The 26,698-nt window shown below is 75.2% G+C and carries 29 protein-coding genes; 18 read left to right on the top strand and 11 right to left on the bottom strand.

The genetic code is table 11. The features are described 5' to 3' along the window. Nucleotides 1-56 precede the first annotated feature (56 nt). The 11 genes from HL054_RS15175 to HL054_RS15125 all read left to right on the top strand — a co-directional run bounded on the left by HL054_RS15175 (nucleotide 57) and on the right by HL054_RS15125 (nucleotide 8,751). Entirely contained in the window at nucleotides 57-251 is a 195-nt protein-coding gene (locus HL054_RS15175) for a hypothetical protein (RefSeq protein ID WP_369139848.1), read from the top strand. A gap of 22 nt (nucleotides 252-273) precedes the next feature. After that, nucleotides 274-1,104: a F0F1 ATP synthase subunit A gene (gene atpB, locus HL054_RS15170; RefSeq protein WP_369139847.1), complete on the top strand. Its 831-nt coding sequence runs from the start codon at nucleotides 274-276 to the stop codon at nucleotides 1,102-1,104. Nucleotides 1,105-1,205: 101 nt separating this feature from the next. Continuing rightward, nucleotides 1,206-1,433: an ATP synthase F0 subunit C gene (gene atpE, locus HL054_RS15165; RefSeq protein ID WP_014742489.1), complete on the top strand. Its 228-nt coding sequence runs from the start codon at nucleotides 1,206-1,208 to the stop codon at nucleotides 1,431-1,433. 50 nt (nucleotides 1,434-1,483) lie between these two features. After that, nucleotides 1,484-2,074: a F0F1 ATP synthase subunit B gene (locus HL054_RS15160; RefSeq protein WP_369139846.1), complete on the top strand. Its 591-nt coding sequence runs from the start codon at nucleotides 1,484-1,486 to the stop codon at nucleotides 2,072-2,074. Further along, complete coding sequence (locus tag HL054_RS15155; protein ID WP_369139845.1) at nucleotides 2,074-2,904, top strand: F0F1 ATP synthase subunit delta; 831 nt, start codon at nucleotides 2,074-2,076, stop codon at nucleotides 2,902-2,904. The genes HL054_RS15160 and HL054_RS15155 overlap by 1 nt, the downstream gene beginning before the upstream one ends. 73 nt (nucleotides 2,905-2,977) lie before the next feature. Further along, a complete protein-coding gene (gene atpA / locus HL054_RS15150; RefSeq protein WP_369139844.1) occupies nucleotides 2,978-4,615 on the top strand; it encodes a F0F1 ATP synthase subunit alpha in 1,638 nt (545 codons plus the stop codon). A gap of 2 nt (nucleotides 4,616-4,617) precedes the next feature. Further along, nucleotides 4,618-5,577, top strand: a complete 960-nt coding sequence (locus HL054_RS15145; protein WP_369139843.1) for a F0F1 ATP synthase subunit gamma — start codon at nucleotides 4,618-4,620, stop codon at nucleotides 5,575-5,577. 108 nt (nucleotides 5,578-5,685) lie between these two features. After that, entirely contained in the window at nucleotides 5,686-7,131 is a 1,446-nt protein-coding gene (gene atpD, locus HL054_RS15140; protein WP_369139842.1) for a F0F1 ATP synthase subunit beta, read from the top strand. Between the two features lie 302 nt (nucleotides 7,132-7,433). Further along, nucleotides 7,434-7,667, top strand: coding sequence for a hypothetical protein (locus tag HL054_RS15135; RefSeq protein WP_369139841.1), 234 nt, complete (start codon nucleotides 7,434-7,436; stop codon nucleotides 7,665-7,667). Between the two features lie 230 nt (nucleotides 7,668-7,897). Continuing rightward, on the top strand, nucleotides 7,898-8,287 hold the full coding sequence (locus tag HL054_RS15130) for a F0F1 ATP synthase subunit epsilon (RefSeq protein ID WP_369139840.1): 390 nt from the start codon (nucleotides 7,898-7,900) through the stop codon (nucleotides 8,285-8,287). A gap of 59 nt (nucleotides 8,288-8,346) precedes the next feature. Beyond that, entirely contained in the window at nucleotides 8,347-8,751 is a 405-nt protein-coding gene (locus tag HL054_RS15125; protein WP_369139839.1) for a DUF2550 domain-containing protein, read from the top strand. Between the two features lie 68 nt (nucleotides 8,752-8,819). On the opposite strand, the gene HL054_RS15120 is transcribed toward HL054_RS15125, so the two are convergent. After that, entirely contained in the window at nucleotides 8,820-9,428 is a 609-nt protein-coding gene (locus HL054_RS15120) for a cob(I)yrinic acid a,c-diamide adenosyltransferase (protein ID WP_369139838.1), read from the bottom strand. A gap of 92 nt (nucleotides 9,429-9,520) precedes the next feature. Here HL054_RS15120 and murA point away from each other — a divergent pair, with 92 nt between their 5' ends. After that, on the top strand, nucleotides 9,521-10,816 hold the full coding sequence (gene murA, locus HL054_RS15115) for a UDP-N-acetylglucosamine 1-carboxyvinyltransferase (protein WP_369139837.1): 1,296 nt from the start codon (nucleotides 9,521-9,523) through the stop codon (nucleotides 10,814-10,816). Between the two features lies 1 nt (nucleotide 10,817). On the opposite strand, the gene HL054_RS15110 is transcribed toward murA, so the two are convergent. From HL054_RS15110 to HL054_RS15095, 4 genes are all read right to left on the bottom strand, one after another. Further along, on the bottom strand, nucleotides 10,818-11,138 hold the full coding sequence (locus tag HL054_RS15110) for a hypothetical protein (RefSeq protein WP_369139836.1): 321 nt from the start codon (nucleotides 11,136-11,138) through the stop codon (nucleotides 10,818-10,820). A 76-nt stretch (nucleotides 11,139-11,214) separates the two neighbouring features. Continuing rightward, nucleotides 11,215-12,243: a Gfo/Idh/MocA family protein gene (locus HL054_RS15105; protein WP_369139835.1), complete on the bottom strand. Its 1,029-nt coding sequence runs from the start codon at nucleotides 12,241-12,243 to the stop codon at nucleotides 11,215-11,217. A 13-nt stretch (nucleotides 12,244-12,256) separates the two neighbouring features. Further along, on the bottom strand, nucleotides 12,257-13,036 hold the full coding sequence (locus tag HL054_RS15100) for a YqjF family protein (RefSeq protein ID WP_369139834.1): 780 nt from the start codon (nucleotides 13,034-13,036) through the stop codon (nucleotides 12,257-12,259). Between the two features lie 16 nt (nucleotides 13,037-13,052). Continuing rightward, nucleotides 13,053-13,712, bottom strand: a complete 660-nt coding sequence (locus tag HL054_RS15095) for a DedA family protein (RefSeq protein WP_369139833.1) — start codon at nucleotides 13,710-13,712, stop codon at nucleotides 13,053-13,055. Nucleotides 13,713-13,853: 141 nt separating this feature from the next. Between HL054_RS15095 and HL054_RS15090 the strand changes: the two genes are divergently transcribed. Continuing rightward, nucleotides 13,854-14,627, top strand: coding sequence for an enoyl-CoA hydratase-related protein (locus HL054_RS15090; RefSeq protein ID WP_369139832.1), 774 nt, complete (start codon nucleotides 13,854-13,856; stop codon nucleotides 14,625-14,627). Nucleotides 14,628-14,631: 4 nt separating this feature from the next. Here the strand turns inward: HL054_RS15090 and HL054_RS15085 are convergent, their stop codons facing one another. Then, nucleotides 14,632-15,531, bottom strand: a complete 900-nt coding sequence (locus tag HL054_RS15085) for a hypothetical protein (protein ID WP_369139831.1) — start codon at nucleotides 15,529-15,531, stop codon at nucleotides 14,632-14,634. A 54-nt stretch (nucleotides 15,532-15,585) separates the two neighbouring features. Here HL054_RS15085 and nucS point away from each other — a divergent pair, with 54 nt between their 5' ends. The 3 genes from nucS to HL054_RS15070 all read left to right on the top strand — a co-directional run bounded on the left by nucS (nucleotide 15,586) and on the right by HL054_RS15070 (nucleotide 18,476). Then, nucleotides 15,586-16,257: an endonuclease NucS gene (nucS, locus tag HL054_RS15080; protein ID WP_369139830.1), complete on the top strand. Its 672-nt coding sequence runs from the start codon at nucleotides 15,586-15,588 to the stop codon at nucleotides 16,255-16,257. Between the two features lie 119 nt (nucleotides 16,258-16,376). Then, nucleotides 16,377-18,155, top strand: coding sequence for a 3-hydroxyacyl-CoA dehydrogenase family protein (locus tag HL054_RS15075; RefSeq protein ID WP_369139828.1), 1,779 nt, complete (start codon nucleotides 16,377-16,379; stop codon nucleotides 18,153-18,155). A gap of 84 nt (nucleotides 18,156-18,239) precedes the next feature. Next, nucleotides 18,240-18,476, top strand: coding sequence for a hypothetical protein (locus tag HL054_RS15070; protein ID WP_369139827.1), 237 nt, complete (start codon nucleotides 18,240-18,242; stop codon nucleotides 18,474-18,476). A gap of 67 nt (nucleotides 18,477-18,543) precedes the next feature. Here HL054_RS15070 and HL054_RS15065 read toward each other — a convergent pair whose 3' ends face one another. The 5 genes from HL054_RS15065 to mce form a co-directional block, all read right to left on the bottom strand. Then, nucleotides 18,544-19,104 (bottom strand): class F sortase, encoded by a 561-nt coding sequence (locus HL054_RS15065; RefSeq protein ID WP_369139826.1) that lies wholly within the window; start codon nucleotides 19,102-19,104, stop codon nucleotides 18,544-18,546. An 80-nt stretch (nucleotides 19,105-19,184) separates the two neighbouring features. Next, nucleotides 19,185-20,054, bottom strand: a complete 870-nt coding sequence (locus HL054_RS15060; RefSeq protein WP_369139825.1) for a DUF4397 domain-containing protein — start codon at nucleotides 20,052-20,054, stop codon at nucleotides 19,185-19,187. 83 nt (nucleotides 20,055-20,137) lie between these two features. After that, on the bottom strand, nucleotides 20,138-21,979 hold the full coding sequence (locus HL054_RS15055) for a hypothetical protein (RefSeq protein ID WP_369139824.1): 1,842 nt from the start codon (nucleotides 21,977-21,979) through the stop codon (nucleotides 20,138-20,140). 196 nt (nucleotides 21,980-22,175) lie between these two features. Next, a complete protein-coding gene (locus tag HL054_RS15050) occupies nucleotides 22,176-23,570 on the bottom strand; it encodes a hypothetical protein (RefSeq protein WP_369139823.1) in 1,395 nt (464 codons plus the stop codon). 160 nt (nucleotides 23,571-23,730) lie between these two features. Then, on the bottom strand, nucleotides 23,731-24,192 hold the full coding sequence (gene mce / locus HL054_RS15045; protein WP_369139822.1) for a methylmalonyl-CoA epimerase: 462 nt from the start codon (nucleotides 24,190-24,192) through the stop codon (nucleotides 23,731-23,733). Between the two features lie 240 nt (nucleotides 24,193-24,432). Between mce and HL054_RS15040 the strand changes: the two genes are divergently transcribed. After that, nucleotides 24,433-25,662 (top strand): acetyl-CoA C-acetyltransferase, encoded by a 1,230-nt coding sequence (locus tag HL054_RS15040; protein ID WP_369139821.1) that lies wholly within the window; start codon nucleotides 24,433-24,435, stop codon nucleotides 25,660-25,662. Then, on the top strand, nucleotides 25,659-26,684 hold the full coding sequence (meaB, locus tag HL054_RS15035; protein ID WP_369139820.1) for a methylmalonyl Co-A mutase-associated GTPase MeaB: 1,026 nt from the start codon (nucleotides 25,659-25,661) through the stop codon (nucleotides 26,682-26,684). The genes HL054_RS15040 and meaB overlap by 4 nt, the downstream gene beginning before the upstream one ends. The last annotated feature ends 14 nt before the right edge of the window (nucleotides 26,685-26,698 follow it).

Here is a 26,698-nt window from a genome sequence, read left to right as displayed (position 1 = left end):
GTCGGTCCAGCGGGGCCGACACCGGCTGGGCGGTCACGGGGACGCTGATCTCCGGCATGGCCGTGTGGGGCGGGGGCGGGTGGTTGCTCGACCGCTGGTTGGACATCGTGGTGTTCTTCCCGGTCGGCATCATCTTCGGCATGACGGTGGCCATCTACCTGGTGGTCAAGCGGTACGGCGCAGCGGACCCACTCCCGGGGAAGCCGGCGACGAAGACCCCGGGCGGACGACGGAGCCGGCCGGGACAGTGACAAGGACGCAGAAGGGACAACGGTGACCTCCAGCGCCCTCGCGCTCGTGCAGGTGCTCGCCGCCGAAGGCGGCGGCGGGGACAGCGGCTTCCAGGCCCCCGGCCTCTCCGAGTTCTACCCGGAGTCGATCGCCGACTTCTCCGTGCTCGGTGTGGACTTCGAGATCACCCGGATCACGCTGATCCTCTGGATCGCGACCCTGGCGCTCGTCGCGTTCCTCTACCTCGCCGCACGGAACGCCAAGATCGTCCCCGGCAAGCTCCAGTTCGTCGGGGAGAGCGGCTACTCGCTGGTCCGGGACGGCATCGCGCGCGACGTGGTGGGCCCCCGCGGTCTCCCGTTCGCCCCGTTCCTGGCCTCGCTGTTCTTCTTCATCCTGGCGAACAACCTGATGGCGATCATCCCGTTCGCCCAGATCTCGCCGATGAGCAAGTTCGCCTTCCCGCTGGTGCTCGCCGCGATCTGCTGGGTGCTCTACATCTACATCGGCATCCGCGAGCAGGGCGTCGGGCGCTACTTCAAGGACATCCTGTTCCTGCCCGGCGTCCCGAAGCCGATGTACATCCTGGTGACGCCGATCGAGATCCTGCAGAACTTCGTCGTCCGGCCGTTCACCCTCGCCGTCCGGCTCTTCGCCAACATGTTCGCCGGCCACATGCTGCTCGTCGTCTTCTCCCTGGGCGCCGTGTACCTGTTCCAGGTCGGCAACTACTCGGTGGTCTTCGGCCCCATCTCCGCGCTGATGGCCATCGTGATGACGTTCTTCGAGCTGCTGGTCATCTTCCTGCAGGCCTACGTCTTCACGGTGCTGATGGGCACCTACCTCAACGGGTCCATCGAGGCCGAGCACTGAGCCGCACCGCGGCCCCCTGACTGCACCACCAGCACCACCTGCACGATCCCGCCAGCCGCCCGGAACGATCCGGGCGACCGACACAGGAGGAACACCCCGAAATGGACGTTCTGGCAGAACTGACCGGCAGCATCGGCTCGGTCGGTTACGGCCTCGCCGCGATCGGCCCCGGCATCGGTGTCGGCATCGTGTGGGCGGCCTACATCCAGGCCACCGCCCGGCAGCCCGAGTCCGCCGGCCTGACCCGCACCTACGCGTTCCTCGGGTTCGCCCTCTCCGAGGCGCTGGCGCTGATCGGCTTCGTCGTCCCCTTCGTCTTCGGCACCTGATCCGCGCTCGATCGAGTCCGGTCACCGACATCGAGACAGGGACGTAATCCATGAGCATCCTGGCTGCGGAGAGCGCTAACCCGCTCATCCCCCCGGTGGGCGAGATCATCATCGGCCTGATCGCCTTCGCGATCGTGCTGTTCGTGATGTTCAAGTTCGTCGCACCGCAGTTCGAGAAGGCCTTCGTCGCCCGGCGCGACGCGATCGAGGGCGGCATCGCGCGGGCCGAGGCCATGCAGGCCGAGGCGAAGGCGTCGCTGGAGCAGTACCGCGCCCAGCTCGCCGAGGCCCGCACCGAGGCCGCGCAGATCCGCGACTCCGCACGCGCGGAGGGCCAGCAGATCATCGAGGAGCTCCGCGCCCAGGCGCAGGAGGAGTCGGCCCGCATCGTCGCCCGCGGCGAGGAGCAGCTGGCGTCGAGCCGGCAGCAGGTCGTCAACGAGCTGCGCGGCCAGATCGGCACGCTCGCGGTCGACCTCGCCGGCCGCGTGGTCGGTGAGTCGCTGGCCGACGACGCGCGCCGCAGCGGCACCGTCGACCGGTTCCTCGACTCCCTCGACGGCATGTCCGCCACGACCGGCGCCACCCCCGGCGACGGTCGTGGGGGCAGCTCGGCCTACGTCCCGCAGGACGCCCGCTGATGCACGCCTCCAGCCGGGCAGCCATGGAGGCGTCGCGGGAGGCGCTGCGCGCGCAGACCGACGGCGCGCGCAGCCGCAACCGCGGCGACGCGCTCCTCGTGCTGGCCGACGAGCTGTTCTCCGTCGCGCACGTGCTCGACGGCACGCTGTCGCTGCGGCGGGCGCTGGCCGACGCGTCGGTCCGCCCCGACGACCGTGCCGGGCTGGTCCGCCGGCTGCTGTCGGCCAAGGTCGCCGAGAACACCCTCCAGGTGCTCGAGACCGTGGCCCGGCAGCGGTGGTCCCGGCCGCTGGACCTGGTCGAGGCGACCGAGACGCTGGCCACCGAGGCCGCGCTCGACGCCGCGGACGCCCGCGGGGAGCTCGACAGCGTCGAGGACGAGCTCTTCCGCTTCAGCCGGATCGTGGCCGGCGACGACGACCTGGCCCGGATCCTCGGCAACCGGTCGGCGTCGCGGGAGGGCAAGTCCGCGCTGCTGGACCGGCTGCTGACCGGGAAGGTCAGCCCGGTCACCGAGCGGCTGGTCCGGAACGCCCTGACCAGCTCGCACGTGCACAGTGCGGAGAACGAGATCGAGCGGCTGTCCACCGCGGCGGCCCGCCGTCGCGGCCAGTCGGTCGCGCACGTGACCAGTGCCGTCCCGCTCACCGCCACGCAGGAGCGGCGCCTGGTCACCACGCTCGAGCGCCTCTACGGGCGGACCATGGGCCTGCAGGTCCAGGTCGACCCGGCGGTGCTCGGCGGTCTGGTCATCCGCGTCGACGACGAGGTCATCGACGGCAGCATCGCCCACCGACTCGAGGCCGCCGGCCGGCGGCTGGCCGGCTGACGGCACCGCCGGCGCAGCCACCCGCCCGACCCCACGCACCAGTCACACCCCAGCAGAAGAGGACGCGAGAGCCATGGCCGAGCTGACGATCTCAGCGGACGAGATCCGCAGTGCCATCCAGAACTACGTCTCCGACTACACCCCGGACGTCTCCCGCGAGGAGGTCGGTGTCGTCACCGAGGCCGGCGACGGCATCGCCCGGGTCGAGGGCCTGCCCTCGGTCATGACCAACGAGCTGCTCGAGTTCGAGGGTGGCGTGCGCGGCCTGGCGCTGAACCTCGACGTGCGCGAGGTCGGCGTCGTCATCCTCGGCGACTTCGCCGGGATCGAGGAGGGCCAGACGGTCCGCCGCACCGGTGAGGTCCTCTCGGTCGCGGTCGGTGACGGCTACCTCGGCCGCGTCGTCGACCCGCTGGGCAACCCGATCGACGGCGCCGGCCCGCTGGAGACGACCGGCCGCCGCGCCCTGGAGCTGCAGGCGCCCAGCGTGGTGCAGCGGCAGTCGGTGCACGAGCCGATGCAGACCGGCATCAAGGCGATCGACGCCATGACCCCGATCGGCCGGGGCCAGCGCCAGCTGATCATCGGCGACCGGCAGACCGGCAAGTCCGCCATCGCGCTGGACACGATCATCAACCAGAAGCAGGCCTGGGCGACGGGCGACCCGAGCCAGCAGGTGCGCTGCATCTACGTGGCGGTGGGCCAGAAGGGCTCCACGATCGCCGCTACCAAGGCTGCGCTCGAGGACGCCGGCGCGATGGAGTACACGACCATCGTGGCCGCCCCCGCCTCCGAGGCGGCCGGCTTCAAGTACATCGCCCCCTACACCGGCTCGGCCATCGGCCAGCACTGGATGTACGAGGGCAAGCACGTCCTCATCGTGTTCGACGACCTGTCCAAGCAGGCCGAGGCCTACCGCGCCGTCTCCCTGCTGCTGCGCCGCCCGCCGGGCCGCGAGGCCTACCCCGGCGACGTCTTCTACCTGCACTCCCGCCTGCTGGAGCGCTGCGCGAAGCTCTCCGACGAGCTCGGCGCGGGCTCGATGACCGGTCTGCCGCTCATCGAGACCAAGGGCAACGACGTCTCGGCGTACATCCCGACCAACGTCATCTCCATCACCGACGGGCAGATCTTCCTCGAGACCGGTCTGTTCAACTCCGGTGTCCGCCCGGCGATCAACGTCGGCGTCTCGGTGTCCCGGGTCGGTGGTTCGGCGCAGATCAAGGCGATGAAGTCCGTCGCCGGCCGGCTGCGCCTGGACCTCGCCCAGTTCCGCGAGCTGGAGGCCTTCGCCTCGTTCTCCTCGGACCTGGACGCCTCCAGCCGGGCCACCCTGGACCGCGGTCAGCGCCTGGTCGAGCTGCTCAAGCAGGGCCAGTACTCGCCGTTCCCCGTCGAGCGCGAGGTCGTCTCGCTGTGGCTGGGCACCACCGGCAAGCTGGACCGGGTGCCGGTGCCGGACGTGCGGCGTTTCGAGGCCGAGTTCCTCGACTTCATCGCGCGTGGGGACAACACGATCTTCGACGACATCCGGAACACCAAGAAGCTCGGCGACGACTCCGTGGGCAGCCTGGAGCGGGCCGTCGAGACCTTCTACGGCCAGTTCACCACCTCGGACGGTGAGTCCCTGCAGGTCAAGGACCCCGACGTCGAGGCGATGGACGCCAAGGACCGTGGCCAGGAGACCGTCCAGGTCAAGCGGAGCGCCTGACCATGGCCGGTTCCCTCCGCGCACTGCGGCGCCGGATCCGCTCCACGCAGTCGACGAAGAAGATCTTCTCGGCGCAGGAGCTGATCGCCGGTGCCCGCATCGTGCGTGCCCAGAACCGGGTGGAGGCGTCCAAGCCCTACGCCCGGGAGATCACCCGGGTGCTGTCCGCGCTGGCCAGCTCGGCCAGCCTGGACCACCCGCTGCTCACCGAGCGTCCCGAGGCGCGGCGGGCCGCGGTCCTGGTCATCACCTCCGACCGGGGCTTCGCCGGCTCGTACAACGTCAACGTGCTGCGCCGCACCGAGGAGCTGCTCGGCCTGCTGCGCAACGAGGGCAAGGAGCCGGTCCTCTACGTCGTCGGCCGCAAGGGCGAGACGTACTACCGGTTCCGCGACCGCGAGTTCGCCGAGTCCTGGACCGGCTTCTCCGAGCAGCCCGGCTACGAGGACGCGCAGGCGGTGGGCCGCACGCTCATCGACGCCTTCACCGCCGGTGAGGACGACGAGGACGGCGGCGCGGGTGCCGACGGGATCCTCGGGGTCGACGAGCTGCACATCGTCTACACCGAGTTCCGCTCGCTGCTCTCGCAGGTCCCCGTCGCCAACCGGATGGCCCCGCTGGTGGTCGAGGAGGTCGACGAGTTCCGCGACGAGGCCGGCCAGCCGGGCGGCTCCAACGAGGTCCCCACGTCCTACGAGTTCGAGCCCTCGGCCGAGGCGCTGCTGGACGCGCTGCTGCCGAAGTACGTCACCACCCGCATCTACGCGGCGATGCTCGAGGCGGCTGCCTCGGAGTCGGCCTCGCGGCGGCGGGCGATGAAGTCGGCGTCGGACAACGCCGAGGAGCTGGCGAAGAACCTGTCCCGGCAGGCGAACCAGGCCCGCCAGGCGGAGATCACCCAGGAGATCAGCGAGATCGTCGGCGGCGCCGACGCGCTGGTGTCCGCCGGCAGCGACGACTGATCCCGACGACGAACCACTGAGCACCGCCCCGGTCGCGGCGCGACGCGCCGCGACCGGGGACAATGACGACACAGAACGACCGAGCCCGAGGGCAGGAGAGCAGCACAGATGACCGTCACCGAGGACCGCCCCAGCACTCAGGAGACCACCGGCAGCGGCCGGGTCGTCCGGGTCACCGGCCCGGTCGTCGACGTCGAGTTCCCCCGCGACGCGATGCCCGACCTGTTCAACGCGCTGAAGGTCGAGGTCACGCTGGCCGACCTGGGCAAGACGCTGACCCTCGAGGTCGCCCAGCACCTGGGTGACAACGTGGTCCGCACCATCTCGATGGCCCCGACCGACGGCCTGGTCCGCGGCGCCGAGGTCCGCGACACCGGCTCGGCCATCTCCGTGCCCGTCGGCGAGGCCGTCACCGGCCACGTGTTCAACGCGCTCGGCGAGTGCCTGGACACCCCCGGCTACGGCGAGGACGCCCCGCACTGGACGATCCACCGGCACGCGCCGAAGTTCGACCAGCTCGAGGGTCGCACCGAGCTGCTCGAGACCGGCATCAAGGTCATCGACCTGCTGACCCCCTACGTCAAGGGCGGGAAGATCGGCCTGTTCGGCGGGGCCGGCGTGGGCAAGACCGTGCTCATCCAGGAGATGATCCGCCGCGTCGCCCAGGAGTTCGGTGGCGTCTCGGTGTTCGCCGGCGTCGGCGAGCGCACCCGTGAGGGCAACGACCTCATCACCGAGATGACCGAGTCCGGCGTCATCAACTCGACCGCGCTGGTCTTCGGCCAGATGGACGAGCCGCCGGGCACCCGGCTGCGGGTGGCCCTCTCGGCGCTGACGATGGCGGAGTACTTCCGCGACGAGATCCAGCAGGACGTGCTGCTGTTCATCGACAACATCTTCCGCTTCACCCAGGCCGGGTCCGAGGTCTCCACGCTGCTGGGCCGCATGCCCTCCGCCGTGGGCTACCAGCCGACCCTGGCCGACGAGATGGGCACGCTGCAGGAGCGGATCACCTCGACGCGTGGCCGGTCGATCACCTCGCTGCAGGCGATCTACGTCCCCGCCGACGACATCACCGACCCGGCGCCGCACACCACGTTCGCCCACCTCGACGCGACGACGGTGCTCTCCCGGCCGATCTCGGAGAAGGGCATCTACCCGGCCGTCGACCCGCTGGACTCCACCAGCCGGATCCTCGACGCGCAGTACGTCGGGCAGGAGCACTACGACACCGCCCGCGAGGTGCAGCGCATCCTGCAGCGCTACCAGGAGCTGCAGGACATCATCGCCATCCTCGGCATCGACGAGCTCGGTGAAGAGGACAAGGTCACCGTCAACCGGGCCCGCCGCATCGAGCGCTTCCTGTCCCAGAACATGTTCGTCGCGGAGGCCTTCACCGGGCAGCCGGGTTCCTACGTGCCGCTGAGCGAGACGCTGCAGGCCTTCAAGGCCGTCGCGTCCGGCGAGTACGACCACGTCCCCGAGCAGGCCTTCTTCATGTGCGGTGGCCTCGAGGACCTCGAGCGGAACTTCGACAAGCTCAAGAAGAGCTGAACAAGGACCCCGCTGCCCCCCACGCTTCGCAAGCTCAGCGCGGGACCCTGCAGCGGGGCCGACAGCACGGCGGCCGGGTGCTCCTTTCGGGGGGTGCCCGGCCGTTCCTGTCGGTGGCGGGGTGTATCACCGGGGTGTCGGGGGGCCTCTGGTCGGTGCGGGACCCGCTGCGGGTGGGTCCCGGCCACCTGATCGGGTGGTCGTGCGCATGAACGCTCAAGCAACGGCCCGGCAGGGCCGATCATCGTGACCAGCGCGTCCGAGCGGCGGGCGCCATGCACGGGAGTACGACGGTGCACCGGTTGGACCTCACGGCAGTCCTGCGGCGGAGCGGGTCGGCGACCTCGGCGACGACGCTCGAGCGCCCCGTCCCGGCGGTGCTCCCGGCGGACGCCCTCGAGTGGAGCTGGCCGCCGTACGCCCCGGTCGAGACCGACGATGAGCCGTTCGACACCGTCGAGTGGGCGCCGTCCTCGGTCGTCTGGCACCCGCAGGTGCGGCTCGGTCGCTGGACCGTCGTCTACCGCCGCAGCTGAGCACGCCGGGGGAGGGCCTCCGCGCGGGCCGGTCGCCGACGCGTCCGCCGGCCGTCCCGGGCGGCCCGGGGTCGTGTCGTGGGCAGGCGTCCAGCCGCCTCGCCGGGGCTGCGGGGGAGCGCCGCCGGGCGCGCCGCTACAGTGGGAGCACCCTGTCGCCGGGTGCTGTCCCGTCCCGGTGACCCCGCACAGTCGGCCTGACCGGCCGGCGGTGGACCCCGAGGAGTGTCGTGGCGACCCTGCAGGTCGAGCTCGTGGCCGTGGAGCGGATGATCTGGTCCGGTGAGGCCCGCATGGTCATCGCCCGCACGACCGAGGGAGAGCTCGGCGTCCTGCCCGGCCACGCCCCGCTGCTCGGGGAGCTCGCTCCCGGTGGCGTCGTCACCATCCGCACCGACTCCGGTGACGACCTGGTCGTCGCCGCCCACGGTGGCTTCCTCTCGGTCACCGAGCGCGGGGTGTCCATCCTCGCCGAGACCGCGGAGATCTCCACCGAGATCGACGCCGAGCGGGCCCGCGAGGCCCTGCGCCGCGCCGAGTCCGACGGGGACGACCCGGAGGCGCTGGCCGCCGCCCGTCGCGCCCAGTCGCGGCTGCGCGCCGTCGGTCAGGACGTCTGAGCGACGACTGACCCGACGACCCAGGCCCGTCCCGTCCCCGCCGCGCTGACCGCCCGCCGGTGACCACGGTCGTCCTGGTCGTCCTGGGGCTGCTGGTCGTCGCCCTGGTCGCGGCCTTCCTGCTGCGCCGGCACTTCCTGCTCTCCGGCCTGGGCGCGGTCACCATGTGGCTGCGCGCCCCCGGTGCCCCGCGGTGGGCGGTCGGCGTCGCCTGGTACTCCGGCGACACGCTGCTCTGGTACCGGGCGCTGTCGCTGTCGGTGCGCCCGAACCGGCGGCTGGTCCGCTCGCAGTTCCAGGTCGAGGCCCGGCGCGGGCCCACCGCCGACGACCTCTCGCTGCCGTGCGAGACCGTCATCCTCACCGTGCGGACCGGCGCCGGTCGGCAGGAGCTGGCGATGGACGGCTCCGCGGTCACCGGCTTCCTCTCCTGGATCGAGTCGGCCCCGCCGATCGACCGATGAATCGAAGGACCCCGCTGCCCCCCACGCCTCGCGAGCTCGGCGCGGGCCCCTGCAGCGGGGCCGAACGGCTACTGGTCGGCGCGGGCTGCGCGCTGGGCGTGCACGCCGCTGTGCGCGCCGGGCTCCCAGAGGACGTCGCCGTCCGGGTTGGCGGCCCGGGCGAGGATGAACAGCAGGTCCGACAGCCGGTTGAGGTAGCGGGCCGTCTCGGCGTTGGTGCGCTCGCCGTCGACGGCCAGCAGCGCCCACACGCTGCGCTCGGCCCTTCGGGCGATCGTCCGCGAGGTGTGCAGCAGGGCGGCCAGCGGGGTGCCGCCGGGCAGCACGAAGGAGGTGAGCGCGGGCAGCTCGGCGTTGGCGGCGTCGCACGCCGCCTCCAGCCGCTCGGTGTAGGCGGGGGTGATCCGCAGCGGCGGGTGCGCCGGGGCCTCCTGCACCGGCGTGGAGAGGTCGGCGCCCACGTCGAACAGGTCGTTCTGCACGCTGCGCAGCAGCGCGGTCAGCTCGGCGGGCGGGGAGCCGAGCGCCAGCGCCACGCCGAGCGAGCTGTTGGTCTCGTCCACGTCGGCGTAGGCGACCAGCCGCGGGTCGGTCTTCGCCACCCGGGACATGTCGCCGAGGTGGGTCTGCCCGGCGTCACCGGTGCGGGTGTAGATGCGGGTCAGCCGGACGGTCATGCCGCCGACTGTAGTGACGGAGGCCGGCCGCGCCGCCGTCGCTGCCCGGCTCGCGGTACGACCCCGCGGCGACCCCGCCGTAGGGTGACCCGGTGGACTGCTTCGAGGTGACCGGTGGCACGCCGCTGCGCGGCCGCGTCCGGGTCACGGGGGCCAAGAACAGCGCGCTGAAGCTGATGGCCGCCGCGCTGCTCGCCCCCGGCCGGACGACGTTGGACGAGGTGCCGGACATCCTCGACGTCGAGATCATGAGCGAGGTGCTGCGCCGGCTGGGCTGCGGCGTCACCTTCGAGCGCTACCCGCTCGAGCCCGGCCGGAGCCCGAGCGGCGGCGGCCGCGTGCTCATCGACGTCCCGGAGGAGCCCTCCAGCGAGACCGACTACGACCTGGTCCGCCGGATGCGCGCCTCGATCAGCGTGCTGGGCCCGCTGGTCGCCCGGCTCGGCACCGCGAAGGTGGCGCTGCCCGGCGGTGACGCCATCGGCTCCCGCGGCCTGGACATGCACATCGCCGGTCTGGAGCGGCTCGGCGCGACCGTCGTCAACGAGCACGGCTTCCTGATCGCGACCGCCCCGCAGCTCGTCGGCACCTCCATCTGGCTGGACTTCCCGTCCGTGGGCGCGACGGAGAACCTGGTGATGGCCGCGGCGCTCGCCACCGGCACGACCGTGGTGGACAACGCCGCACGCGAGCCGGAGATCGTCGACCTGTGCCGGATGCTGGTGACGATGGGCGCCCGGATCGAGGGCGAGGGCACCTCCACCATCACCGTCGAGGGCGTGCAGGAGCTGCACCCGGTCGAGTACACGACCGTGCCGGACCGGATCGTCGCCGGCACCTGGGCGATCGGTGCGGTGATGACCCGGGGCGACCTGGTCATCGAGCGGGCCGTGGCCGAGCACCTCAGCGTCCCGCTGCAGAAGCTGGTCACCGCCGGCGCCACCGTCGAGCCCCAGCCCGACGGCGTCCGGGTGAGCATGGCCGAGCGCCCGCTGGGCGTCGACGTCGTCACGCTGCCCTACCCCGGCTTCCCGACCGACCTGCAGCCGATGGCCGTCGCGCTGGCCGCGGTCAGCACCGGCACCGCGCTGATCACCGAGAACGTCTTCGAGGGCCGGTTCATGTTCGTCAACGAGCTGGTCCGGCTCGGCGCCGACGTGCGCATCGACGGCCACCACGCGGTGGTCCGCGGCCGCGAGCGGCTCTCCAGCGCACCGGTGCTGGCCACCGACATCCGCGCCGGGGCCGGGCTTGTGCTCGCCGGGCTGCTCACCGACGGGGTCACCGAGGTGCAGGACGTGCGGCACGTCGACCGGGGCTACCCGGACTTCCTCGAGCAGCTGCGCGGCGTGGGCGTCGGGATCGAGCGCACCGAACGCCCCGACTGAGCTACCGGCCGCCGAAGGACAGGGCCAGCGCGCGGGCCCGGTCGAGGTCCTCGGGGAACACCAGCACGTCCGCACGGTGGGCGGCCGGCTCGCGGATGGTCGAACGGATGCCGGCGTCGGACAGCACCGCCCGCAGGGCGAGCGCGGACTCCCGGCGGGTCAGCGTGGCCACCGGGGTGAGCAGCTCCTCGCGCGGCCGCGGGCGCGACGAGGAGGAGTCGGACTCGAAGGCCCAGCGCAGGAACAGCCCGATCAGGGCGATGGCCAGCAGGGCGATGCCCGGTCCGACCAGGAAGTGCAGGCTGCCGGCGTCGATCGGCACAGCGGACCTCCCGGGGGCTCGGGTCGCCGGTCGGTGGCCCACGACCGAGTGTGCCACCGGTCCGGGAGCCGTGCGGTCACCCGATCCGGACGACCCCGCCTCCCGTCGCGCTGCGGCGCGCGGCGTCCAGGACGGTGAGGCTGGCGACGGCGTCCGCCGGGTCGACCGGGACGGGGCCGGTGCCGCGGACCGCGGCGGCGACGGCCGGGTAGAAGGTGTCCCAGGCGCCGGGGACGGTGGGCACCGTCTCGGCGGCGTCCCCGCGCTGCACGCGGCCGTACCGCTCCGGCGGCTCGGCCCCCCAGCCGGCGCCGAGCGTGGCCGGCGTCTGCCCGGAGACCAGCGCCGCCTCCTGGCCGTCCATCGGCCCGCCGACCACGTAGCTGCCGGTGGTTCCGGTGACCCGGAACCGGTCGCCGGGTGCCCCCTCGCTCCAGCTGCCGTACAGGTGCGAGCGGGCGCCGGAGGTGTGGGTGAGGGCGACGAAGACGTCGTCGTCCAGGCCGCTCTCCCGCACCCGCCACTCGGCGTAGACGGTCGCCACCGGGCCGAGCAGCACCAGCGCCTGGTCGACCAGGTGGGCGCCGAAGTCCAGCAGCGTCCCGCCGCCGGCGGCACCGGGGCCGGGGTCGGGGGTGAACCGCTCGAACCGCGACTCGAAGCGGGTGACCGTGCCGAGCTCGCCCCGGTCGACCAGCGAGCGGACGGTGAGGAAGTCGGAGTCCCAGCGGCGGTTCTGGTACGGCACCAGGACCAGGCCGGCCCGCGCGGCGCGCTCGGCGCTGGCCCGGGCGGCCGCGGCGTCCAGCGCGAACGGCTTGTCGCAGACGACGGCCAGCCCGAGGTCGAGCGCCTGGTCGGTGAGCGCGGAGTGGGTGTCCGCCGGGGTGGACACGGCCACCGCCTCGGCGCCGGCCGCGGCCAGCTCGGCCAGCGACCCGAACGCGGTGGCGTCGGGGTGCTCGCGGCCGAGCAGCTCCCGGCGCTCCGCAGCGGTGGTCACCACGCCCAGGAAGGTGCACTCCGGTGCGGCGGCCAGCAGCGGGGCGTGGAACCACCGCCCGCCGAAGCCGTACCCCAGCAGGCCGAACCGGACGGGCTCCATCAGTCCGCGCTCCTCACGTCGTCGTTCGCCGGTCGTCGGTGGTGGGGGAGATCCTGCCCGGTGACCCGAGCCGGGGGCCGAACCGGACGTCCACGCCGGGGGAGAACAGCACGCTGTCCGGCGCCCCGCCGACCGTCGGCAGCCCGGCCGCGGCCACCAGGTCGTCGTCCAGGGCGAGCAGCTCGGCGGCGTGCAGCGGCCACGGGGGGTGCTCGTTGGGCCAGTAGGCGAGCTTGCCGAACGCGGTCTGGTGCAGTCCCCAGCGGCCGGTCAGGAACAGCGGCAGCGGGCCGGGGTCGGCCAGCGGCTCCCCGACCCGGACGGCGACGGTGCCACCGGCTCCCCGCGGACCGGGCCAGCGGCGGGCGGCGCGGTAGGTGACCCGGTCGCCGTCCCGCTCGATCCGCATCCGCGACCACAGGTAGGGCAGGTGGGCGACCCAGCGGGCGGCGAGCACCGGCAGCAGCCGGTCGGCCTCCAGCGACCGGAACACGACGCCGCGCCGGCCGTCGTCGTCCACCGAGTAGAGCCGCACGTTCGTCTCGGCGAAGGAGCCCAGGTAGGGCAGGCCCGGGGCGCCGAGCAGGCCGATGCGGCGCATCCGGAAGGGGATGAGCCCCACGTAGCTGGCGCCGTCCAGCTCGTCGGGGCGGGTGCCCGGCGGCAGCAGCGGGGCGACGAGCGCCGGGTCGACGGCCCAGTGCAGGAAGGTCGCGTCCCGCCAGCCCTGGGTGAAGACGGTGCGGCCGATGGGACGCGGGGCGGTGCTGGTGACGGGCTCGACGGGGACCACGGCTCCAGCTTCCCCGTCAGGCCGCGGACGTGCAGCGCTCCCGGGCCGGGCGGGGGACGGCCGGCGCGGGCGGGGGCTTCCGCCGCCGCTGCACCAGGTGCCGGACGCCCTCGCCCAGCGCCGCCAGGCCCAGCGCGAGACCCAGGCCCAGCAGCAGCCCGAGCAACGGGTCCTCCTCGAAGGCGAGGCCGCCGACGTACCCGATGCCCGCCGACCACAGGGCCCAGGTGACGCCGCCGAGCACCGCGAACGGGGTGAACCGGCGCAGCGGCCAGCGGAGCGCACCGGCGGTCAGGGTGAGCGCGGTCCGGGCGCCGGGCACGTAGCGCGCGGTCACCAGCAGCACCCCGCCGCGGGTGGCCAGCAGCCGGTCGGCCCGGTCCAGGCCACGGCGCCGCCGGGTGCCGGGCCGGGCGCGGGCCTGCAGCCGGGGTCCGGCGAGGTGGCCGAACAGGTAGGAGGTGTGGTCGCCGGCGAGGGCGCCCAGCGCCGCCACCACGACGACGGCGAGCAGGTCCGGCTGCCCGGTCGCGGCGAAGACCCCGGCGGTGATGACGACGCTCTCGCTGGGCAGCACCGGCAGGAACCCGTCCAGCGCGGCCAGGCCGAACAGGGCCAGGTACAGCCAGGGCGAGCTCATCAGGTCCTGGACCCAGCCCAGCACGGCGTCGGTCACGGTCGGCTCCGGGTCGGCATGCCCCGAGCCTGCTCCGCGACGGTGGCCGGCACATCCACCCCAGGGCGCACCCGGGTGTACGCCAGGAGTCGTACCGAGGACGACGTTGCCCGCGGCAGGTCCGCCGTGGTGGGGTCGGGCATGGACGGCAACGGCGCCCCCCGGACCGAGCGCGACGGCGACACCGTGCGCATCACGATGACCCGCCCCGCCCGGCGCAACGCGCTCTCCCGCGAGCACCTCACCCAGCTGCTCGCCGCGGTCACCGCGGCCGGGCAGAGCGACGCCACCGGCATCGTGCTGGCCGGCGAGGGGCCGGTGTTCAGCGCCGGGCACGACTTCGCCGACGTGGCCGGCCGCCCGGTCACCGAGGTGCGCAGCCTGCTGGCGCTGTGCACCGAGCTGATGCAGACCCTGCAGGCCGTGCCGCAGGTGGTGCTCGCCCGGGTGCACGCGCTGGCGACGGCCGCCGGCTGCCAGCTGGTCGCCTCCTGCGACCTCGCCGTCGCGGCCGAGTCGGCCGGCTTCGCCGCCCCCGGCGGCAAGGGCGGCTGGTTCTGCCACACCCCGATGGTTGCCATCGCCCGGAACGTGGGCCGCAAGCGGGCGATGGAGCTCGCGCTGACCGGCGACGTGATCGACGCCCGGACGGCGCTGGACTGGGGGCTGGTGAACCGGGTGGTGCCCGACGCCGACCTGGACGCGGCGGTCGCCGAGCTGCTGGGCCGGGCCACCCGCGGCTCGCGGGCGAGCAAGGCGTGGGGCAAGGCGACGATGTACGCCCAGCTCGACCGCCCGGAGCGCGACGCCTACGGGGTGGCCGTCGAGGTGATGGCCTCGGCCAGCCAGCTGCCCGGCGCCCGCGAGGGGATGGGCGCGTTCCTGGAGAAGCGCCCGCCGGTCTGGACCGACTAGGGCGTCAGTCGGTGAGGTCGGCGCAGCCGGTCTCGTGCGGCAGCAGCGGCCGGAAGGTGACCGCCCAGCGGGCACCGTCGTCGGTGCGCCACGGGGTGAGCTGGTTGGCCGCCCGCGCCGCCGTGGTGACCGCCGGCGCCTGGTCCCCGGTGGCCACCACGCAGCTCACCCCCGGTCCGGTCGGCTCACCGGGCAGCGCCGGCCCCGGCCAGGCCGCCTCGGGCTGCTGGACCGTCGGGTCGAGCGCGGGGTCGCCGTCCGGCGCCGTCCACGGCCGGACCAGTGCGGCCACCGCGGCCGGCTCGTAGGACGCCGGCGCCTCGCCCTCCGGCGGCAGCGTCGCCGGCAGGTCGGTGAGCTCGCCGAACAACTCGGCGAGCTCGGCCCGGTCGGCCTGCTGCTGGTCGGTGAGCCCGGTCGTCTCCCCGGCGCCCTCCATCAGCGCGTAGACCTCCCGCACCGTGGTGCCCTCGGCCGTGGTGACGGTGAACCGGGTCGACGCGGCGTCGGCGATGGGCGGTGTGCCCAGGTCGGAGGTGCCGGCGACCCCGCCGTCCAGCGCGCGGCGGACCAGCGCCTCGACGGTGCCCGGGTCGGCCTGCTGCACCTGCACGTTGGGCCACGCCGGACCGGGGAAGACCGCGGCCACCGGGCCCTGGCTGAACACCCGGCCGTCGGCGTACACGGCCACCACCGGCAGCCGCCCGGCCAGCGTCTCCGGGGTGACGAAGCCGCCGGTGTACGCCACCTGCAGCACCGGCACGTCGGCGTCCCCGGGCAGGGTCACCGGTGCCGGCTCCGAGCCGGTCGGGGCGGCGCCGGTGCCGCCCTGCTCCGCGCAGGCGCTCAGCAGCACCGCCAGGCCGAGGGCGGTCACCGGGACGACGGCGGGCAGACGGGTCACGCTGATCAGACGCGCCGGGAGCCACGACGGTTCCACCCGGTAGCGTCGCCGTCCGTGCGTCTGGTCATCGCCCGCTGCTCCGTGGACTACATCGGACGGCTCACCGCCCACCTCCCGCTCGCCACCCGGCTCCTGCTGGTGAAGGCCGACGGCTCGGTGTCGATCCACGCCGACGACCGCGCCTACAAGCCGCTGAACTGGATGAGCCCGCCGTGCTCGCTCAAGGAGGAGCTCACCGACGGGTCGGGCACCTGGACGGTCACCAACAAGGCCGGTGAGCAGCTGGTGATCACCATCGAGTCGGTCGAGCACGACCACCGGCACGAGCTGGGCGTCGACCCCGGGCTGCAGAAGGACGGCGTCGAGGCCGAGCTGCAGCGGCTGCTGGCCCTGCACGTGGAGACCTTCGGCGAGGGCTGGTCGCTGGTCCGCCGCGAGTACCCCACCGCCATCGGCCCGGTCGACCTGCTGTGCCGGGACGCAGGGGGCACCACGATCGCGGTGGAGATCAAGCGGCGCGGGGAGATCGACGGCGTCGAGCAGCTGACCCGCTACCTGGAGCTGCTCAACCGCGACCCGCTGCTGGCCCCGGTCAAGGGCGTCTTCGCCGCGCAGGAGATCAAGCCGCAGGCCCGGGTGCTCGCCGCCGACCGCGGCATCGAGTGCGTCACCGTCGACTACGCCGTGCTCAAGGGGACCGACGACCCCTCGGCCCGCCTCTTCTGAGGAAGGGGTCCCCGTGCCCCCCACCGCTCGCACGCTCGCGGCGGGCCCCTGCAGGGGGCCGACCTACCGATGGGTAACCGTCGGACGCCGGCAGACCTGGCGGATGGGAGACTGCGGGCGTGGCCAGAGAACTGACCGAGGTGGGCGTCGTCGGGCTCGGCACCATGGGCGCCGGGATCGCCGAGGTGCTGGCCCGGGCCGGGCTCTCGGTGACCGCCGTCGACGTCACCGACGACGCCGTCCGGCGCGGCCGCGCGCACGCCGAGCAGTCCACCGGCAAGGCGGTCGCCCGCGGGAAGCTGGACGCCGCCGGCCGCGACGAGATCCTGTCCCGGATCCGGTTCACCACCGCCATGGCCGACCTGGCCGACGCCGAGCTCGTGGTCGAGGCGATCCCGGAGCGGATGGAGCTCAAGGCCCGGGTGCTCGCCGAGCTGGACCGGATCTGCCCGCCGGACACCATCCTGGCCACCAACACCTCCAGCCTCTCGGTGACCGAGCTGTCGGTGACCACCGGCCGGCCCGGCAAGGTCGTCGGGATGCACTTCTTCAACCCCGCCCCGGTGATGAAGCTGGTCGAGGTGGTCCGCACGGTGGTCACCGAGCAGTCCGTGGTGGACGACGTCGAGGCGCTGGCGCGCCGGCTGGGGAAGGTCGGCGTCACCATCGGCGACAAGGCCGGGTTCGTCGCCAACGCGCTGCTCTTCGGCTACCTCAACCACGCCGTCTCGATGTACGAGGACCGCTACGCCAGCCGGGAGGACATCGACGCGGCGATGCGGCTGGGCTGCGGCCTGCCGATGGGCCCGCTGGCGCTGCTGGACCTGATCGGCATCGACACCGCCCACGAGGTCCTCGTGACGATGTACCAGCAGTCGCGCAACCGGCTGCACGCCCCCAGCCCGGTGATCAAGCAGATGACGACCGCCGGGCTGCTCGGCCGGAAGACCGGCCGCGGCTTCTACAGCTACGCCGGCCGGGGCTCGGCCGAGATCGTGCCGGACGCGCAGACCCCGCCGGCCACCGGCGCCGGGGAGGGTGCCCGGCCGGTGTGCAGCGTGGGCGTCGTGGGCTCCGGGACGACGGCGACCGGCATCGTCGAGGCTGCCGCCCGGGCCGGCTACGACGTCACCTCCGTCGCCCGCACCGTCGACGCGGTCGAGGGGGTGCAGCAGGCGCTCACCACGAGCCTGGACGAGCAGGTGGTCCGCGGGCGGATCGGGCAGGCCGAGCGGGACGCCGCCCTCGCCCGGGTCACCGGCTCGGCCCGGCTGGACGACCTGGCCGACGCCGACCTGGTGGTCGAGGCGGTGGCCGACGACCGGGACGGCACGCAGGCCCTGTTCGCCGCGCTCGGCGGGATCGCGAAGCCGGGTGCGGTGCTGGCCACGACGTCCGGCGGGCCGGTGATCGGCTGCGCGACGGCCAGCGGGCGCCCCGGCGACGTCGTCGGCCTGCACTTCCCCGACGCGGCACCGGCCATGGCGCTGGTCGAGGTGGTCTCCACGATCGCCACCGCACCGGACGTCGCCGCCACCGCGCACGCGGTCTGCGCGCAGCTCGGCATGCACGCCGTCTCCTGCCCCGACCGGGCCGGGCTCATCGTCGACGCGCTGCTGTTCCCCTACCTCAACGACGCGGTGCGGATGCTCGAGGCGCGCTACGCCACCGCCGACGACATCGACGCCGCGATGACGCTGGGCTGCGGTTACCCGACGGGGCCGTTCCAGCAGCTGGACGCCGTCGGCCTGGACGTCGCCCTGGCGGTCCAGCGGGAGCTGTACGCCGAGTCCGGCGAGCCCGGGCTCGCCCCGGCGCCGCTGCTCGAGCACCTGGTCACCGCCGGCCACCTCGGCCGCAAGGCCGGTCGCGGGTTCCGCGACCACCCGAACCGGTAACCGGTGCCCCGGCGAGGCGGCAACCGCCGCGGCAGGACCGGGCCGGCCGGTGGCACCCCCGCGCGGCGCCCTCCGGCCACCCCGGTGGAGGAGGCGACCGACGGCGACTGGGCGGTGCGCGCGCTCACCGGGTCGGGCGCCGACAAGGTCTACCGCTGCCCGGGCTGCGACCAGGAGATCCGCCCCGGCACCCCGCACGTGGTCACCTGGCCCGCCTACGCCCGGGACTCCGACCTGGACCCCTGGGACACCGAGTCCGCCGCGGACTGGCGCCGGCACTGGCACACCGCCTGCTGGCGGGCCCGCGACCGCCGGCGCTAGCAGAAGGACCACCCTTCCCCCCAACGCTCGCACGCTCGCGTCGGGGCCCTGGAGGGTGGCCGTTCCATCAGGTCACCACGGCGAAGACGACGACGTTGTCGGTGTAGCTGCGGCGGGAGCGGTCGAAGGTGCCGCCGCAGGTGATCAGGCGCAGCTCCGCGCCGGTGGTCGGGCCGTAGACCTCCGCGGTCGCGAAGCCGTCCTTGGGCCAGCTGGCGACCCGGGTGACCGTGAACGGCACCGGCCGCCCGTCGGTGCCGGTCACCACCACCTGGTCGCCGGGGGCCAGCTCCTCGAGCCGGAAGAACACCGCCGGACCGGTGCGGTCGTCGACGTGCCCGGCCAGCACCGCCGGCCCGGTCTCCCCGGGCGCCGGTCCGGCGGCGAACCAGCCCGCGACGTCGGGGTCGGCGGGCGGGACGAGGGCGCCGGCACCGTCGACCCCGATCTCGGCGAGCGGGGTGTCGACGTCGATGGCCGGGATGGCCACCCGCGCCGGGACGGCCACGCCGGACCCCACCGGTGCCGGGCCGGCGACCACCGGGGCCGGTGGGCCCTCGACGGGCTCCCGGGCCGGGCCGGCGGCCGGCGCCGCGGGGGAGAGCAGCGCCACCGCCCCGGCCGTCACGACGACCGCAGCCAGGACCCACCGCAGGACGGTGAGCAGCCGGCGGCGCGGGCGGTGGTGCCGCCCCGGCAGGGACCGGCTCAGCGGGCTGCGTGCCGCGCCGGGCGCCTCGTCCGGGGCAGCCGGGCGCGGACGGTCAGCAGCAGGGCGGCGAGGGCGAGGACGGCCAGCGCGAACGGGCCGACGGGGGAGCCGGTGCCCGCGCTCGCCCCACCGGCGCCGGCCTCGACGCCGCCCACCGGCACCACGCCCGGGCTGGCGGCGTCCAGCGCCGTGGTCACGGTCAGCCCGCCGCCGTCCAGGTCCAGCACCAGCACCGTGTAGACCGAACCGGCCGCCAGCTCCACCGGCAGTTCCGCCGGGCTCGCGGTCCCGGGGGTCAGCGTCAGCGTGCCCGCCCCGCCCGGGACGTCGACGTAACCGGTGCCCGCGCCGAACGCCAGCCCGCTCGCCAGCGCCGTGCCCCCGCCCAGCGCGAGGTCCAGCGGCGACGCGGTCGCCGCCGCGTTGACCACCCGGGCGCGCGCCTGGCCCGCGGGCGGCAGCGTGAGGTCGTCGGGGAGCACCGCGAAGCTGAGCTGGGCGAAGGAGCCCACCCCGGCGATGGTGGTGGCGGTCCCGGCGGTGACGCTCACGGTGGTGGCCAGCACCGGCGGGCTGGCCGGGTCGGCGCCCGCGGCGCGGGCGCTGACGGTGTACGTGCCGGCCGGCACCGTCTGGTACGGCGAGACGTCGCCGTAGCTGACCGCCGGCAGGACCACGCCCGAGCCGGGGTCGGACACCGAGTCGATGTAGGCGTCCACCGAGGGCGTGTCCGGGGAGAGGTGCATCATCCGCAGCAGCCCGGTGCCGCTCGCCGGGTCCGGCGCCGCGCCGGCGGCCGGCATCCCGAGCGCGCACAGCCCCGCCACGAGCAGGGAGAGCAGGAGCCCTCGGGTCGACCGGGACATCGGGGGCCTCCAGATGGGGTCGGGCGTGGGGTCGGGCGCCGGGCCGGGCGTACCCACGGTCGCGGTTCCTGCACCCTGCGCTGTCATCTTCCCCCGGGCAACCCGACGAGCTCGTCCGGGTCCGGGACGAGGTCGTAGCCGACCAGCAGCCCGCCCTCGACCTCGGTGACCCGGTCGGGCCGGTAGGGCCCCTGCTGGGCGGTGAGGAAGCTGCGCAGCTCCTCGGTCGCGGCGGCGTCCCCGGCAGCGTCCGCGGCGCGGCCGGCGGGCGTGACGACGGCCTGCCGCACCAGCGCCCCGGCCGGCTCCCCGGCGACCGCGGGCAGGCCGCGCAGCCCGGCGCCCATCCGTGCGGTGACCCCGGCGAGGAGCACCAGCAGCCGCGGGTCGACCCGTCCGGCCGCCAGCACGTCGGCGTCGGCGGCCGGCAGGTCGATGGTGGGGGCGGCCTGCAGCGCGCCGGCCAGCTCCCGGCGCGCGGCCTCCTGCTCGGCCGTCGGCTGCACCGGGCTCGGGTCGACCACGGTGAGCGCGCCGAACCGCGCGACCACCGCGGCGCCGTCCGGCGGGGGCCCGTCGGTCACCTGCAGCACCGGGGACGGCGGACCGGTGGCGGCGGTCCGCAGCCGGGCGGGGTCGGCCCCGGCGTGCACCAGCTCTGCGGTGAGCACCGGGGACGCGAGGAGGGCGCCGGTGCCGGGCAGCTGCTCCCGCGCCCAGCCGGCCAGCGCGACGATGTCGGCGGAGACGTCGCCGCCGTCGTCCGGACCGGCGGCGGTCGCCGCACCGAGGCCGGTGAGCAGCAGGGCGGCGGTGACCCCGGCCGCGACCAGGGCCCGTGGCCGTCGGCCCACCGCCGCGGTCCGGCCGGCCGGCGCGGGCACCAGCGCACCGACCAGCGCACCGACCAGCAGGGCGCCCAGCGGGAGGCAGAGCAGCAGGGCCGGCAGCCGCCCCGACGGCGGGGCCACCGCCAGCAGCGTCGTCACCGCCAGCGCGGCGGCCGGGGCGCGGTACCGGGGGAGCCGCCACGCCGCCACGGCGGCGGCCGCCAGCAGGGCGGTGGTCAGCACGAGCAGGTCCGTGGCGCCGCCGCCCCAGCGGGCGGGGTCGTCGGGCTGCGGGTCCCAGCGCTGGACCAGCAGCCGGGTGCCGGCGAGCAGCAGGACCCCGGCCGCCACCACGGACGCCCGGCGGGCTGCCGGGCCGGGCCGCAGCGCCACCGCGGCGACCGCGGCGGCCGCCAGCAGGAGCAGCACGTCGGGCGCGAGCAGCACCGCCAGCACGGCGGCGGCGACCGCGAGCACTGCCACCACCGGTGGCGGGCGCCCGCCGGCCAGCACCCAGGTGGCCAGCCAGCCGGCCAGCAGCAGCCAGCAGACGGCGAACGCCGCCGGGGTGGCGGCGGCGTGCAGCGGCACCAGCAACCCGGCCCCGCCGAGGAGCAGGACGGCCACGGCGCACCCGGCGTCCGGGACGTCCAGGCGGCGTGCGGTGCGCCAGAGCAGGACGGCGCCGAGCAGCAGCAGGACCGTCAGCAGCTCCCGCTCGGCGCCGGCCAGCGTCCCGTGCCGCTGGAACGCCCGGGTGACGGTCGCGTACACCGCCGTGTGCGCCGCCCCCAGACCCTCGGGGGAGACCGGCGCCGGCGCGCTCTCCCCGCGCAGCAGGGCGGCGGCCGCGGCGCCGAGCTCGCCGTCGCCGGGCAGCCGGGCGCCGCGCAGCGTGCGGACGGCGACCAGGGCGACGACCCCGAGCGCGGCCAGCGGCCAGAGCAGCCCGGCCCGGAGCCGGCCGGCGAGCGGCCCACCCGACGCCCGGTGCCGGCCGGCGTCCCGCCCCCGGCCGGCCACGGACCCGCCGTCGGTGCCGTGCGGGGCCGGGCGTGGCCGGGCCCCGGGCGCCCGGGCGGTCGGGTCGGACACCGGTGCGGTTCCTCCCGGCGCTCGGTGGGCACCCGGGAGCTGGTCGCAGGCGGGGCGGCGGGGACGGCCTCCCGCCGACCATGGCACGGCCGCCGGTCAGCGGCCACCGGACACCCGGACACGCCGACGGCCCCCGGCACGAGCCGGGGGCCGTCGATCGGAGTGGGTCGGTGCAGCGCTCGGTGGGGCGGGTCGGTCAGCCCCGTCCGGGGACGGCCGGGCCGCCCTGTCCGGCGGAGACCGGCGGGGTGACCGGGCCCTGCCCGCGGGTCGGGCGGGCCGGGACCGGCGGCGTCTGCCGCTGGCCGGGCTGCGGGCGCTGGGCCTGCGGCCCGGCGCCCGCCTGCTGCACCGGCGTCTGCTGGGTGGCCGCCGTCTGGGTGGGGTGCGCCGGGGTCGGGGTCGCCGCGGGACGCTGCGACTGGGCGACGCCCTGCTCACCGGTCTGCGGAGCCCCCGCGGGCAGCCGGACCTCCTGCGTCTGGGCGGCCCGCTGCGGGGCCGACGCCGCGGTGGCACCGGTGGTCGCCGCGCGCTGCTCCGACGCCCGCACCGGCTGCGCCTGCTGGACCGGCTGGGCCTGCTGGACGGGCTGGGCCTGCTGCATCGGCTGGCCCTGCTGTGCCGGGGCGACCAGCGCCGGCTCGGTGCGCGGGCCGTCCGGCTGCGCCTCGGACCGCTCCGCCTGCTGCCCGCCCTGCTCCGCCTGCTGCCCGGCCGGCTGCTGCTGGCGGGGGGCGCCGTCCCGCTGCGGCTGGCGGTCGGAGAGGTCCGGCAGCTGGCCGAGCAGCGTCCGGACGTCGGTGAGCCGGCGGGTCAGGTCGTCCCGGACGGCGCGGATCGCAGCCGCGGCGGCCTCCGCCTCGGCCACCGTGCGCTGCGCCTGCTCGTCGGCTGCCGCCACCCGCTGCTGCGCGGCGGCGTGCGAGGCCCGCTCGCGCTCCTCCTCCAGCCGGGCCGCCTCGGTGCGGCGGGCCCGCTGGGCGATCTCGAAGTCCTGCTCCACCTTGGTGCGGCGGGCCTGCGAGTCGGCGTCGAGCCGGGTGGCCCGCTCCTGCGCCTTGGTGACCAGGTCGTCGGCGCGGGCCTGGGCGACGCCCATGATCTGCTCGGCGTGCTGGCGCGCCTCCAGGACCAGCCGCTCGGCCTCGGCCTGGCTGGCGGCCGAGCGCTCGCCCAGGGCCCGCTCCTCGCCGGCGATGCGCTCCCGGATGGCCTCGGCCTCGGCGGCGACCTGCGCCTGCAGGGCACCGGCCTGCTCCTGCGCGGAGCGGCGGATCTCGGCGGCCTCGTCCTCGGCCAGCTGCAGCATGTTGGAGATGCGCTCGCCCATGTTCTCGAACGTGGGCGCGCTCGCGCTCGCCGCGCGCCGGCGGAGCGCCTCGACCTCGCCGTGCAGGGCCTGCAGCTGGCGGGCGAGGTCGGCGGACCGCGAGACGGCGGCGTCCCGGTCGGCCAGCGCCACCCGCATGTCGGCGTCCAGCCCGGCGAGGGTCTCGGCCACCTGGTCCCGGTCGTAGCCCTTGCGCACCACGTCGAAGGTCGGGCCGCCGTCGCGGAAGGCGAGCACGTCGTCGCGGGGGTCGGTCATGCCCGTCATCCTCGCAGAAACCGGGGGCCGGGGTCAGCGTGGTGGGCGTCTCCCAGCGAACTCCCAGACGACCGGTGACGCACCGCAGCGGCACCGTTCCAAGGGGCCACGCCGGGGTCGTCGCCGGGCCGCTGGCGAGGCCGGTGCGGCGGTCCGCGGATCAGTGCGGCGCGGGCTCGACCAGCTCCACGAGGACCCCGCCGGCGTCCTTGGGGTGCACGAAGTTGACCCGGCTGCCGGCGGTGCCGCGGCGCGGCTCGTCGTAGAGCAGTCGCAGCCCGCGCTCGCGCAGCGTCGCGCTGACCGCCTCGACGTCGGTCACCCGGAAGGCGAGCTGCTGCAGGCCGGGGCCGGACCGGCCGATGAACTTCGCGATCGTGGACTCCGGGGTGAGCGGCGCCAGCAGCTGGACCCGGGTCTCGCCGTCGCCGACGGCCAGCATCGCCTCGTGGACGCCCTGCTCCTCGTTCACCTCGTCGTGCACGGACGTGACGCCGAAGGTCCGCTCGTAGAACGCGATCGCCTCAGCCAGGTCGGGCACGGCGATGCCGACGTGGTCGATCGTGGTCAGCAGGCCGGGGGGCAGGCCGGGGTGCGCGTCGTCGGGCACGGTGTGGGTCATGCGGGGCATCCTGCCGCCGGCGGCCGGGGCGCGGCACCGGGTGTGGTCGGGCTCACGCGCCGGGGCGCCGTCGTCCGGGGTGGACGGCGGGAGTCGGCCGCGCGGTGACCCGGGTCACCGACCGGGGTCGTCGTCCGCCGGTCGCCCTATCCTGGCGGCAGCCCGTGGCGCCCCCCGGCCTGCGCGGTGTCCTGTCGAACGCGGTCGCCAACGCCGGCGACCGGAGCCACTGGAGCCCCGATGAGCCAGCCCGCCCCCGCCCGTTCCGTCATCGTCGGCGGTGCCCGCACCCCGATGGGCCGCCTGCTCGGCTCGCTCAAGGACTTCTCCGCGGCCGACCTCGGCGGCGTGGCGATCAAGGCCGCGCTCGAGCGGTCGGGGATCACCGGCGACCAGGTCGACTACGTGATCATGGGCCACGTCATCCAGGCCGGCGCCGGGCAGAACCCGGCCCGCCCGGCCGCGGTGGCCGGCGGCATCCCGATGTCGGTGCCCTCGTTCACGCTGAACAAGGTGTGCCTGTCCGGGCTGGACGCGATCGCGCTGGCCGACCAGCTCATCCGGGCCGGCGAGTTCGAGGTCGTCGTCGCCGGCGGCATGGAGTCGATGACCCGGGCGCCGCACCTGCTGCAGGGATCGCGCACCGGCACCAAGTTCGGCGACGCCACGCTGGTCGACTCGATGGCCCACGACGGGCTCACCGACACCTTCGACCAGGTCGCGATGGGCAAGCTGACCGAGGACTCCAACAGCCGGTACGGCCTGACCCGCGAGGAGCAGGACGCGTACGCCGCGGAGAGCCACCAGAAGGCCGCCCGCGCCGCCAAGGACGGCATCTTCGACGCCGAGATCACCCCGGTGCTCATCCCGCAGCGCAAGGGCGACCCGATCGAGTTCCGCGAGGACGAGGGCATCCGCCCGGACACCACCGCGGAGAGCCTGGCCAAGCTCAAGCCGGCGTTCGCGGAGGACGGCACGATCACCGCGGCCTCGGCGTCCCAGATCTCCGACGGCGCGTGCGCGGTCGTGGTCATGTCGGCGGCCAAGGCCGAGGAGCTGGGCCTGACGGTGCTGGCCGAGATCGGCGCGCACGGCGTCGTGGCCGGCCCCGACGCCACCCTGCAGACCCAGCCCTCGCGCGCCGTCCAGAAGGCGTGCGAGCGGGAGGGCATCGACCCGAAGGACCTCGACCTGGTCGAGTTCAACGAGGCCTTCGCCGCCGTCGCCATCGTGTCCACCCGCGAGCTGGGCATCGACCCGGCGAAGGTGAACCCCAACGGCGGTGCCATCGCCCTGGGCCACCCGGTCGGGATGAGCGGGGCCCGGATCGTGCTGGACCTGGCGCTCGAGCTCGGCCGCCGGGGCGGCGGGGTCGGCGCGGCCGCGCTGTGCGGCGGCGGCGGCCAGGGCGACGCCCTGATCCTGCACGTGCCCGGCCGGGCGCTCGCGGACCAGCCCGTCGGCGCGTGACCGGGGACGGCCTCGCCGTCCAGACCCCCGCCCCCGCCGTCCCGGCCGGACGGCGGGGGCGGCGGACGGCCGACGTCGGCACGCTGGTCGAGCGGGCCCGCGAGGGCGACGCGCGCTCGGTGGCCCGGCTGATCTCGCTGGTCGAGGACGCCAGCCCGCTGCTGCGCGAGGTCGCCGCGGCGCTGGCCCCGCACACCGGTCGGGCCCGGGTGCTGGGCCTGACCGGGCCGCCCGGTGTCGGCAAGTCGACCACCACGACCGCGCTGGTGCGCGCCTTCCGGGCGGCCGGGCAGCGGGTCGGGGTGCTCGCCGTCGACCCGTCGTCGCCGTTCTCCGGGGGCGCGCTGCTCGGTGACCGGGTGCGGATGCAGGACCACGCCGGCGACCCCGGCGTCTACATCCGCTCGATGGCCTCGCGCGGCCACCTCGGCGGCCTGGCCTGGGCCACCCCGCAGGCGCTGCGGGTGCTCGACGCCGCCGGCTGCGACGTCGTGGTGGTCGAGACCGTCGGCGTCGGGCAGTCGGAGCTGGAGGTCGCCTCGCTCGCCGACACCACGCTGGTGCTGCTCGCCCCCGGCATGGGCGACGGCATCCAGGCGGCGAAGGCCGGCATCCTCGAGGTCGCCGACGTCTTCGTGGTCAACAAGGCAGACCGGGACGGCGCCGACCAGACCGTGCGCGACCTGCGGGCGATGCAGTCCCTCGGCGGCCGGCACACCGAGGCCGGCGCCTGGCGGCCGCCGATCGTCAAGACGGTCGCCTCGCGGGACGCCGACAACGGCATCGCCGACGTCGTGGCGCGGATCGCCGAGCACGCCGACTGGCTCGCCTCCTCCGGCGCGGGTCACCGGCGCCGGGTGGCGCGCGCGGCCGGCGAGATCGAGGCCATCGCCGTGGCGGGGCTGCGCGAGCGGATGGGCGACGTGCACGGCTCGGCGGCGCTGGGTGCGCTCGCCGGGCAGGTGGTGGCGGGGGAGACCGACCCCTACCGGGCCGCCGACCAGCTCGTCGCGCAGCTCTGACCCCTGGCGGGGAG

It is taken from the genome of Modestobacter versicolor, from assembly GCF_041028285.1.
Taxonomy (GTDB): Bacteria; Actinomycetota; Actinomycetes; order Mycobacteriales; family Geodermatophilaceae; genus Modestobacter; species Modestobacter versicolor_A.
Note: the sequence above shows the minus strand (reverse complement) of the source record. Positions and strands in the feature narration are given on the sequence as shown.